This window comes from Laedolimicola intestinihominis, assembly GCF_040096155.1.
In the GTDB taxonomy this organism is placed as follows: domain Bacteria; phylum Bacillota; class Clostridia; order Lachnospirales; family Lachnospiraceae; genus Laedolimicola; species Laedolimicola intestinihominis.
In genome coordinates, this window is record NZ_JBBMFE010000003.1 from 118734 (window position 1) to 130336 (window position 11603).

General features: G+C 52.8%; 11 protein-coding genes. All 11 read right to left on the bottom strand.

Annotation, left to right across the window (positions count from 1 at the left end; genetic code table 11):
* Position 1: 1 nt before the first annotated feature.
* A complete protein-coding gene (locus WMO29_RS04775) occupies positions 2–2230 on the bottom strand; it encodes a U32 family peptidase (RefSeq protein WP_349163991.1) in 2229 nt (742 codons plus the stop codon).
* A gap of 52 nt (positions 2231–2282) precedes the next feature.
* Positions 2283–2720, bottom strand: a complete 438-nt coding sequence (locus WMO29_RS04780) for a cell division protein ZapA (protein WP_349163992.1) — start codon at positions 2718–2720, stop codon at positions 2283–2285.
* Positions 2721–2754: 34 nt separating this feature from the next.
* Positions 2755–3765: a Holliday junction branch migration DNA helicase RuvB gene (gene ruvB, locus WMO29_RS04785; RefSeq protein ID WP_349163993.1), complete on the bottom strand. Its 1011-nt coding sequence runs from the start codon at positions 3763–3765 to the stop codon at positions 2755–2757.
* A gap of 11 nt (positions 3766–3776) precedes the next feature.
* Positions 3777–4403 carry a Holliday junction branch migration protein RuvA gene (gene ruvA, locus WMO29_RS04790; protein WP_178038563.1) on the bottom strand — a complete coding sequence of 209 codons (627 nt, stop codon included), beginning with the start codon at positions 4401–4403 and terminating at the stop codon, positions 3777–3779.
* On the bottom strand, positions 4400–5350 hold the full coding sequence (locus WMO29_RS04795; protein WP_178038564.1) for an RnfABCDGE type electron transport complex subunit D: 951 nt from the start codon (positions 5348–5350) through the stop codon (positions 4400–4402). The genes ruvA and WMO29_RS04795 overlap by 4 nt, the downstream gene beginning before the upstream one ends.
* A 15-nt stretch (positions 5351–5365) precedes the next feature.
* Entirely contained in the window at positions 5366–6676 is a 1311-nt protein-coding gene (gene rsxC, locus WMO29_RS04800; protein WP_349163994.1) for an electron transport complex subunit RsxC, read from the bottom strand.
* 37 nt (positions 6677–6713) lie between these two features.
* Entirely contained in the window at positions 6714–7643 is a 930-nt protein-coding gene (locus WMO29_RS04805) for a putative ABC transporter permease (RefSeq protein WP_349163995.1), read from the bottom strand.
* 112 nt (positions 7644–7755) lie between these two features.
* Entirely contained in the window at positions 7756–8865 is a 1110-nt protein-coding gene (gene rpsA / locus WMO29_RS04810) for a 30S ribosomal protein S1 (protein ID WP_178038567.1), read from the bottom strand.
* Positions 8846–9697 carry a 4-hydroxy-3-methylbut-2-enyl diphosphate reductase gene (ispH, locus tag WMO29_RS04815; protein WP_349163996.1) on the bottom strand — a complete coding sequence of 284 codons (852 nt, stop codon included), beginning with the start codon at positions 9695–9697 and terminating at the stop codon, positions 8846–8848. The genes rpsA and ispH overlap by 20 nt, the downstream gene beginning before the upstream one ends.
* 9 nt (positions 9698–9706) lie before the next feature.
* A complete protein-coding gene (gene cmk, locus WMO29_RS04820; RefSeq protein WP_178038569.1) occupies positions 9707–10363 on the bottom strand; it encodes a (d)CMP kinase in 657 nt (218 codons plus the stop codon).
* An 11-nt stretch (positions 10364–10374) separates the two neighbouring features.
* Positions 10375–11601 (bottom strand): BaiN/RdsA family NAD(P)/FAD-dependent oxidoreductase, encoded by a 1227-nt coding sequence (locus WMO29_RS04825; protein WP_349163997.1) that lies wholly within the window; start codon positions 11599–11601, stop codon positions 10375–10377.
* Between the last annotated feature and the right edge of the window lie 2 nt (positions 11602–11603).

An 11603-nucleotide genomic window follows, 5' to 3' on the forward strand; every position in this document is an offset into this window, starting at 1 on the left:
TTTACTGTACTCCCCGTTTCAAATGTCCCTTTGTGTAGCTGTACTCCGGTCTCCGGCACGGCGCGCCGCCGCAAAACACCTCTGTGTAATCCTTCAGAATTCTTCGGATTTCCTTCCGGCTCTCCAATGTAAAGCAGAGACGTAACGCCTCCGGCGCAAGCCGCTCGACCTCTTCTTTATTATTCAGGAGAGACAGCGGTTCACTGTTATAAATTACATTATAACAGTAACGGCAGTAATTGACAGCCGGAAATTCTTTCTTATAGCGATCTATCAGCATCCGCACCGTCTCCTTCTGATCACAGCGCTCCACCGTCCGGTGCAGACAACCTGCCGTAGTCATCAGCGGCAGATAACCGTAGGCAATGAGCTCGGCATCTCGGGCTCCCCGCTCCTTAAGTTCCCGGTCGTTCAGCTCCAGCGGAAGTGTTTCTCTTGTGATTCCCTGTTTTTTCCAGAATGTGTCGGCTTCCTGATTCCAGCTGTAGAGGTTGTGATCACCAATCAGCGGCAGTTCCAGCCCCTGATTTTTTACAAATTCCAGCTCTTCCAGGTTTTTCAGTACCAGGCCGTCCAATCCCGCCTGCTTTATCAGCTCTGTCCGCTCCTCAAACCACCGTCTGGCGGGTGTCCGGAAAATCGCCGGCAGTACCAGCAGACATTCCTTTTCTGCCCTGTGGCAGACATTTACATATTCCGGCAGCCGTTCAAAATCCAGCTTTTCGCTGGTCAGATAGACTGCCTGTACCTCCGGAAAATCCAGCACTTCCGGCAGATATTCTGCCCGCTCCAACTGTACCAGAAGCGGAAAATAACCTGGCTTCTGTGCCTTTTTGTCCGTATCTCCGCCTGCCCCGTTGCATGTAAGCAGCTTCCGTATATCTCCGGATGCTCTGTGCGTTCCTGCCGTACACTGCTCTGTCAGCTTCTCCAAAGCCTCCCGCCGCATCCGGTTCAGCTGCCCGTTGGGGCAGAAGATATCGCCGTCCATCTGTATCGCGAGCTTTCCGAATATAAAGGGAGTATCCCCGGTCTTCATAAGCTGCTTGCGGATATCCGCTTCCGTCATAGGCTGATTCTTCGGCACCTGACCTGGCTCGCCCTCCACGCGCACCTCTGCGTCCCGATACCGCACCGCAAGCTCCGACGGTCCATCCAGGGAAATGCGGAAGCTGCCCTCGATGGTTTCCTTCTTATCCCTGTCCAGATATTCCTTCCGAATCTCCTGCAGCAGCGCCTCGTATCGCTGCTTTTCCTGCATGGCCTTCTTTCCCTTCTCCTCAAAATGGCTGGGTCTGGTCAGGGAAATCATATCGCGGCCATTGTGTACCTGATAATAGCCTCTGGAAAATCCGCCCCGGTTATAAAGTGCCTGCAGTTCCCCATAATCCTTCGGATCCACACGATATTTATCCCCTCCATATTCCAGGTAATGATCCAGATATTTCCGATAAACGCGCACTACGCCTGCCGTGTACTCGGGTCGCTTCATCCGACCCTCGATTTTCAGGGAGCAGACGCCTGCCTCCAGAATTTCCGGCAGAATCTCAATGGTGCACATATCCTTGGGACTTAAGATATACTCCTCGCCCTTTTTGCCAAGCAGCTTTCCATCACCCTTCAACTGATAAGGCAGGCGGCAGGGCTGAGCGCACCGGCCACGGTTGCCGCTGCGGCCGCCAAACATGCTGCTCATCAGGCACTGGCCCGAATAACAGTAACAGAGGGCTCCGTGAATAAAGCTCTCAATCTCCACATCCACGGTATCATGAATCCGGCGAATCTCCTGCAGCGACAGCTCCCGGGCTGTCACCACACGGGCAGCTCCCTGCTTTTTCAGAAATTCAGCTCCTTCCGCGCCAAGCACCGTCATCTGAGTGCTGGCGTGAATATCCAGATCCGGGAAGTTCTCGCGAATATAGGAAAAGACACCCATATCCTGGACAATGACTGCGTCCAAACCGCTCTCATAATAGGGCTTCAGATAAGCTCCAAGCTCCTCCATCTCCGAATCCTTCAAAAGCGTATTGACTGTCATATACAGATCGCAGCCGTGCAGATGAGCGAACTCGATAGCCTCACACAGGCCCTTTTCGTCCGGATTCTCCGCATAGGCCCGGGCGCCAAACCTTGTGCCTCCGATATATACGGCGTCCGCTCCCGCGTTGACTGCGGCCCGCAGGCTCTCAAAGGAACCTGCCGGAGCCAGAAGCTCTGTCTGATGTCTCATGTTTCCTCCTCCACAAAAAAGGCGCCAAAAATCCGTCTGGCGCCCTCTCCATTTATCTCTGTGTATTGTTTCCACTGTTCACAGAATTCACATTATTTCCAACATTATTCTGCTTTCCCGCATGCTGCTCATTTCTGCGGTTATTCTGTCCGGAGCCTGCCTTCTTCTCTTTTTTCAGATTCTCGATCTCCAGCCGGGCCTCAATCAGATCGTGACGGACGCTGTACAGCTCCCGCTCCTTCTTCTCCAGCTCCGCGGTCAGCTTCTCAGCCTGGTTCTTGGCTTTAAAATAGTCGTCCGCCAGGTTCATACTCAACATCAGCTGCCGCTGATCGCCGCTCTGTTTCCGGTAGTTTTCCGTACTGTGGCACTCGTTCATTTTCTCGTTGATATAGACTGCTATCTGATGCAGATACTCCTGGCTTTCGTAGCCGCTGATCTTATAGACCCGGCCATCCACCACCACTTCCACTGCGTTTTTCATCGCCATCTCGTTCACGTCCTTTGGTTTTTTCGATACTCTATTATATCACATTACCGCCATCCGGCACAACACCCAGGTGATGATATCCCAACTCTGTGACCACACGTCCCCGGGGCGTCCGGTTAATGAAACCTTTCTTGATCAGATACGGTTCATAGACATCCTCTATCGTGCCGGAATCCTCGCCGATAGCCGCCGCCAGGGTATCCAGGCCTACCGGGCCGCCCATGAATTTCTCAATCATGGTCATAAGAATCCGCCGGTCGATCTGATCCAGACCATAGCGATCCACTTCCAGCAGATCCAGCGCGAAATCCGCAATCTCTTTCGTGATCTTCCCATCATATTTGACCTGGGCGAAATCACGTACCCGTTTCAGAAGCCGGTTGGCCAGTCTCGGAGTTCCCCTGGAACGTCTGGCCAGCTCCAGGGCTCCCTTCGGGTCAATCTCCACGCCCAGCACGTCCGCCGAACGCTCCACAATGGTCTGCAGCTCCTCGTCTGTATAGAACTCCAGATGATGAACCACGCCAAAGCGATCCCGCAGGGGCGCTGTCAGAAGTCCCGCCCTGGTTGTCGCGCCAATCAATGTAAAATGCGGCAAATCCAACCGGATAGACCGGGCCGAAGCGCCCTTTCCAATGACAATATCAATGGCAAAGTCCTCCATGGCCGGGTACAGAACCTCCTCCACCTGTCGGTTCAGCCGGTGAATCTCGTCCACAAAAAGCACATCACCCTCAGACAGATTGTTGAGGATAGCCGCAATTTCACCGGGTTTTTCGATAGCCGGACCGGAAGTCACCTTCATGTGAACGCCCATCTCATTGGCAATAATGCCGGCAAGAGTCGTCTTGCCCAGTCCCGGCGGTCCGTAAAACAGCACATGATCCAGAGATTCTCCCCGGGCTTTGGCCGCCTGAATATAGATCTTCAGATTTTCCTTAGCCTTCTCCTGGCCGATATATTCATCCAGCGTCTGAGGCCGCAGACTGTAGTCTGTGCGGATATCCTCCTCCATAGCCTCCGTTGTAATGATACGTTTTCCCATCTATCTGTCTCCTAGAAGCTGATATATTTTAACGCAGCTTTTAAAATATCTTCTACATTCATACCGTCGGCTGCTTCCACCTTCCGCACAGCCTTCAGGGAATCGGAAGCGGAATAGCCAAGGGCTGTCAGAGCTTCCACGGCCTCGTTCCGGGCCTCGCTCAGATCGGGAGCCGCTCCAGCTGCCGCCTTTGCCTGGCTATTCTCCAGACGCGCCTCAAAGGCCTCCTCAAGGCTTAATTTATCCTTCAGCTCCAGAATCAGCTTCTGGGCTGTCTTCAGGCCGATACCAGGCGCTTTTGCAATGGCCTTCGCGTCATCCGCCAGCACCGCGAAGCGGAGATCGTCCGCGGAAAGGGCGGAAAGCACTCCAAGGGCCGCCTTCGGACCGATACCATTGACGCTCAAAAGCTGCTGAAACAGCTTCCGATCCTCCCGGGTAAAAAAGCCGAAAAGCACAAATGCGTCCTCCCGCACCTGCAGGTAGGTATACAGGCGAAGCTCCTCGCCTGCCGCCGGTAAAAGATCCAGATCCCGTCCGGACATGAGAATCCGGTAGCCGATTCCACCGGTCTCCAGCACTGCCATACTCTCCTCTGGCTCAATATAAGCCAGTGTACCTCTGATATACGCAATCATGGCTGTCTCCTGTTCTGTGTAACCTGTACCGGTTTTCTTCTTCCGAAGGGCTTCGGTACAGTCAGTTGTTCAATAAACGGCACGCACAGATTTGATACCAGTATCGCGTACACCATACCCTCTTCTATCCCGGCCAGCCGAAGCGCCGCCGTCATGACGCCAATCAGAACGCCGTACCAGATCTGGCCCTTTCTCGTAATCGGTGACGTCACACAGTCCGTCGCCACAAAGAAAGCTCCCAGAATCAGACCGCCTCCCAGAAACTGGGTGGTAAAATAGAGCTGATCAAAGCCCTTTCCCGCACCGAGAAACAATGTAATCAGGAAGGAGATCCCAATCGCCGCCGGAATCCGCAGATGAATGATACCAAAGGCCAGCAGCAGCACCGCGCCAAGGAGTAACATCGCCGCCGATACCGTACCGATACTGCCGTTGGTATTGCCCCAGAGCATCGGATAGGGATCTACGGTCTGTCCGGACAAAAGCTGCCCCAGAAGCGTCCGGGAACCATAGCTGCCGAAGCTGTAATCCTTCATATATTTCGGAAAAGCCAGAAACAGAAAACAATAGCCGGAAAGAGCCGGATTCAGCCGGTTCTTTCCAAGGCCACCGAAAGGCATCTTGATCACGCCGACAGCAAAAAGCCCTCCTAAGGCTCCAAGCCACAGAGGCGCGTTTGCCGGCAGCATCAGGGCCAGCAATTCCCCCGTCACCATGGCACTTCCGTCCGCCACAGTCAGCGGCTTATCCCGAAACGCTTCAATGGTAAATTCTGTAAGTGTACAGGTGACAACGCAAATCAGCAGATGCAGAAGTACCCGCGGTCCGAAATGAAGGACGCCGAAAATCTCCGCAGGCAAAAGCGCCAGAAGCATCATCCGCATCATACCTGCTGTCGTCATCGTTCCCTTCACATGAGGAAAGATCCATTTGTAATTTTTTTCCATTGTCTCATTTCCTCCCTATCTTCTTCCCTGTGCCAGCAGCTTCCGGCGCATGTCCTGAATGGACGGAGCCAGCTGTCTTCTGGCCGGGCATACAAAGCTGCAGCTTCCGCAGCCCAAGCATTCCATGCCGTTCATATCCCGGAACTCCTGCTCTTTTCCGGCCTCCGCCGCGTCCGCAAGCTTTGTGGGCAAAAGATAAATCGGGCAGGCCTCTGTACAGGAACCGCATCGGATGCAGACGCCCGGCTTATCCGTATAATCCTGACTCATGCACAGAAATCCGGTTACTGTCTTCGTCACCGGAACCTCCAGGTTCTTCATCTCCACACCGCGCATGGGACCGCCGCAGACAAACTTCTTCGGCTGCTTCGCGTAACCGCCCGCTGCCTCCGGAAGCTCCGAAAAACTGGTGCCGATCCGAACCAGAAAATTTTTCGGTTCCTTCAACGCTTTTCCGGTCACCGTCACTGCCCGCTTCGTCACCGGAAGGCCGAGAACCAGCGCCTCATAGATGGCGTGAAGCGTTTCCACATTCAGTACGATACAGCCCGCGTCTGCCGGAAGCTGGGACGTGTTGATCTCCGCGCCGGTACAGGCATAGATCAGCATACGCTCCGCACCCTGGGGATACTTGGTTTCCAGTACCCGGACCTCCATCCGGGGTTCACTTCCGCTGGCCATCTGCATGGCTGTAATGGCGTCCCGTTTATTATCCTCCATGGCAAAAATACCGGTAGCACGCTCAAAAAGACTCAAAACAATCCGAAGTCCCTCAACCAGACACTCCGGCGATTCCAGCATTCTACGGTAATCACTGGTCATATAGGGCTCACATTCGGTACCGTTGATCAGGACATAACGGATTCTCTTAGGATTCCGTACTGCCAGCTTGATATGGGTCGGGAATCCGGCTCCTCCCATACCGACCACTCCGGCCTCCTGGATCCGGCGCAGGCGCTCCCCAACCTCCAGCTCCTGCCAGGGCTTTATCTCCGAAACCGGCATTTTTTCGTACAGACCGTCATTTTCGACTACCACAGACAAAATCTCTTTTCCGGATACGGTTTTCCGCGGCTCAATCGCTTTTACCGTACCGGACACCGACGCATGAACCGGCGCGGAGATATCGCCACTGGCCTTCGCAAGGAGCTGTCCCTCCAGTACCCGGTCTCCCACAGCTACCACCGGCACTGCCGTGCCGCCGATATGCTGACGCAGGGGATAGATCAGATCTCCCTTCGGCAGATACTCCTCCAATGCTTTTTCTCTTGTAAACCGCTTTCTCTTGTGCGGAAATACTCCGCCCTTAAAGGTCACATGTGCCATGAATTTTTATCACTCCGGTATTTTTTATTTCAACTCATTACTGTTCTCTGGAACCCTTGCCAACCTTCCGTACCGCACGCTCTTTCAGCGCCTGCGCCCGGGACTTCATGTTCGGGTAAGCGTTCATGGTACGTCTGGTAAATACGTTACTCATACCTTTCAGACGCTCAAAGCGCTTCTGCGCAGCGCCGAAACGCTCGGCCAGCTCTGCCAGACGTCCTTCCTGACGGGCTTTAAATTCTTCAGGAGACTCACCCGCAAAGGCTACCATTGCATTGACCCGATCCTCAAGACGCTGTTTCAGCTCCGGTACATACTCAGGCAGACGGTAATGGGCCAGCCGTTCTTTGAGTTCCTCGGTGCTCTCATAGAGCTTCGTATTCTGGATATATTCGTACAGCTCGTCCATAACCGCGTCCATATTCCGCAGCTTCTCGCCAATCTGCATGGCGTTCATGTAGGACATGCCGAAATCCACCGCGTATACCAGGGTCGCCACGCTCACCAGCAGCTTTCCGGTCGCCACGCTGTACAGGCTCACAATCCAGTCCACAAAAGGCTGAAATACATAAAAGAGAATCACGGAAAACACTCCCCAGCCCAGGGATGCACCCAGACAGATGCGCCCCTGAAAATTAAACTTATTCTTGCTGTAATCCCACCAGCTGGTATGGAACAGAGCCTCCATCAGAACCGCCGTAACATATTCCAGAATTGTCGGCACAATCACGCCGCAGATATAGAGCAACAGAATATTTCCGGCGATGGGCTTCAGAATCAGATAGACGATGACAGCCCCGAAGCCATAGATGGTGCAGACCGGACCGGCCACAAAGCCTCGATTGACCAGTTTCTTCTCCTTTATGGATACGTAGGAGCTTTCCCAGAGCCATCCCAAGAAGCTATAGATATAAAACCAGTTGACGATATGGTAAATGTCCACGCCTGCAATCTGTATATTCCACATACTGTCCTTTCTCCTTGTGTATTTCACAAAATTATGCCCAGACAAGGCGCGAGGACACGCACGCCAAAGTGCCTGTCCTCCCGTCTGTGTATATCCGTTTGTAATTCTTTTCTTACTCTTCCTCAGCTGCTACCGCGTCGATGTCCACATCTGCCACATCGCCGGCTGTCTCGTTGCTCTGCAGTGCCTTCATGCTCAGAGAAATCTTCTTATCCTCGCCATTGAAGTCTACAACCTTTGCCTCGATCTCCTGACCGATGCTCAGTACGTCAGACGGCTTCTCTACGTGCTCTCTGGAAATCTGGGATACATGAAGCAGTGCGTCTACACCCGGCTCCAGCTCTACAAATGCGCCGAAATCTGTCATTCTTGCCACCTTACCGGTAACTACGTTGCCTACTGCATACTTGTCAGCAGCATACAGCCACGGATTCTGATCCTCAAATTTCAGGCTCAGGGCGATCTTGGTATCACGGATATCCTTAATCAGGACATTCAGCTTCTCGCCAACCTTGAATACCTTCTTCGGGTTCTCTACGCGTCCCCAGGACATCTCAGAGATATGAAGCAGACCGTCTGCTCCGCCCAGATCTACGAATGCACCGAAATCGGTTACGTTCTTTACAACACCCTCTACCACATCGCCTACATGGATGCGCTCGAAGAGCTCTTTCTGCTTCTCAGCTTTTTCAGCAACGATCAGCTGCTTACGGTTACCGATGATGCGGCCACGGCGCGGATTGAACTCGGTAATAACAAAGCTGATCTCCTGACCTTCATACTTCGCCAGGTTCTTCTCATAGGTATCGGATACCAGGCTTGCCGGGATGAATACTCTGGACTCATCTACAACAACGCTTAAGCCGCCGTCCAGAACCTGGGTAACCGGTGCTGTCAGCACTTCCTCGTTCTCAAAAGCCTCTTTCAGACGCTTGCTGCCTTTCTCGGCTGCCAGACGCTTGTAGGTCAGGAGAACCTGTCCTTCGCCGTCGTTGACCTTCAGAACCTTTACTTCCATAGTATCACCTACATGGATGACTGTGGTCAGGTCGATGGGGCTGTTGCTGTACTCATTCTTGGTCAGGATACCGTCGGATTTGTAGCCTATGTTCAAGATGGCTTCATCTTCTTTGACATCAATCACAGTGCCTTCGACAACCTCTCCGTTTCTTATTGTTTTCAGTGAACCTTCAAGCATTTGTTCAAAACTTAATTCTGACATGTTTTTGAACCTCCTCAATAATTTTGTTTGGGGTCGAAGCCCCTGCTGTAATACCTACGCAACGGATGGACTGCGATGTCTTCAAATCCAAATCATCAAGTGACTGTATATAGTAAGTATTTTCACATTCTTTTTTACATATTTCAAATAGCTTCTGTGTGTTGGAGCTGTGACTTCCTCCGATCACTATCATCGCGTCTACATCGGACGCAATTTCCCGGGCTTCGGTCTGACGCTCCTCGGTTGCACTACAGATCGTATTTAAAACAATTATATCATAACCCTTTTTTGAAATAATTTCAACTATATCTTCAAATTTATTGTAGTTAAATGTCGTCTGGGACACAATGCAGAGCTTTTCACCCATCGGCAGGGCAAAGTTTTCCGCTTCTTCAAGGGATTCCACCACGTAGGCAGGTTTTTCGCACCAGCCACGGATGCCCTCCACCTCGGGATGCTTTGCATTACCGATGATCAGGATGTGACGTCCGTTGGCTTCTTCCTTCCGGGCGATACGGTGAATCTTTTTCACAAAAGGACAGGTGGCATCCACCAGATTCACGCCCTGCTGTTTCAGAAGATCATACACCTTTTCCCCCACGCCGTGGGCCCGGATGATGACTGTACCGCTGGTGAGGCTTTTCAGTTCTTCTTCGGAGTTCAGAACTTTTACGCCCTTTTCCTCCAGTTCCTGTACCACGATTTCATTGTGTACAATGGGGCCATAAGTGTAAATGGGGCCCTCCGCCTGCTCCACCTGTTCGTATACCGTGTCCACGGCCCGGCGCACGCCAAAGCAGAACCCGGCCGTTTTCGCAAGCCTTACTTCCATAGGCACCTCCTAGTGAATCAGATCGGTAATTGCCGTGATTACCTCATCAATGGTCATATCTGAGGAATCCACATAAGTCGCGTCCTCCGCCTGACGAAGAGGTGCGAACTCCCGCTCCATATCCCGCTTGTCCCGCTCGATAATGTCAGCCTCAATGGCCGCCAGATCACAGGTCTCACCCTTTTCCGTCAGCTCGTCATAGCGGCGCTTGGCGCGGCAGGCGCTGGACGCGGTCAGATAGACCTTTACATTGGCCTTCGGAAGCACATAAGTGCCGATATCCCGGCCATCCATGACCACATTTTCCCGCTCGGCCAGGGCGCGCTGCAGCTCCACCAGCTTCAGGCGCACGTCCTTATTTACAGAGGACGCAGAAGCCATATTGCCTACCTCCTCGGTGCGGAGCAATCCGGTTACGTTCTCACCGTTCAATAATACCTGCTGTAAGCCGTCCTTGTATGCAATCGTAATATCAGCGTCACGGCTTGCCGCACTGATTTTTCCGCTCTCGTCCGCGCTAATCCCCCGGCGCAGCAAATACAGCGCCATGGCACGGTACATAGCTCCCGTATCCACATAGATGTACCCCATCTTCTTCGCCACTGCCTTAGCAATGGTACTTTTTCCGGCTCCCGCCGGTCCGTCAATCGCTATCTGATATGTCATAGGTTCCTCCTCTATACAGCATTACCGGCTGCGTAGGCCGTGGACCAGGCAATCTGCAGATTGAATCCGCCGGTCACTGCGTCCAGATCCAGTACCTCACCGATAAAGTATAATCCTTTTACGAATTTTGATTCCATGGTGGAAGGATTGATCTCCTTCACAGCCACGCCGCCTTTGGTAATAATCGCCTCTTTGTAATCCCGAAGCCCCGTCACGGTCATAGGCAGGCTTTTGGTCAGCTTCACAAAGCCCTGCCGCTCCTCCCGGGAGATATCATGTACCTTCTTATCCTGGTCGATGCCACTGAGGCCAATCATCACCGGCGTTAATTTAGCCGGGAACAGGCTGCCGATCACATTTTTGAAGCTCTTATTGTGATTTGCGTCAAACTCCCTTAGGATACGTTGGTCAAGCTGTTCCTCACTGAGCGCGGGTTTCAGATCCAGTACCGCCTTAAGCTCCTGCTTTGCCGCCAGGGTTCCCACGTAGCTGCTGGCTGTCAGCACCAGTGGTCCGGTGATACCGAAATGGGTGAACATCATCTCTCCGAACTCCCGGAATACCTCTTTCTTTCCATTGCAGATCCGAAGCTCCACATTTTTCAGGGAAAGTCCCTGTAAATCCTTTACAAATTGTTCCCGGATATTAAAAGGAGTCAGGGACGGGATGCAGTCGGTCACCTTATGGCCCGCCTCTTTCGCGAAACGGTAGCCGTCGCCTGTGGAACCGGTTACCGGATAGGAAAGACCGCCCGTGGCCACAATAACCGCGTCACCCTCTATTCGGGTTTTATCTGACAAAATCAGACCTCTGGCTTCTCCCGCTTCAACGATAATATCTTTTACTTCTGTATTCAAGTGAATCTCTACGCCAGCACGCCGCATACTGCGCCGCAGCGTATCCAGCACATCCGCCGATCTGTCCGACAACGGGAAGACACGTTCCCCCCGCTCCGTCTTGATCTTCAGACCCTCTTCTTCGAAAAAGGCCATGGCGTCCTGGTTGGTGAAGCCGTAAAAGGCGCTGTATAAAAAACGGCTGTTGGTCCGCACGCTGGCGAAAAGAGTGTCCATGTCGCAGGCATTGGTCAGATTACAGCGGCCCTTTCCCGTAATATACAGCTTCTTACCCAGCTTTTCATTTTTCTCATATACGTGGACCTCATGGCCGTTTCTGGCCGAGAAAATGGAAGCCAGCATACCAGCTGCGCCGCCGCCCACGATCAATACCTTGCTCATGC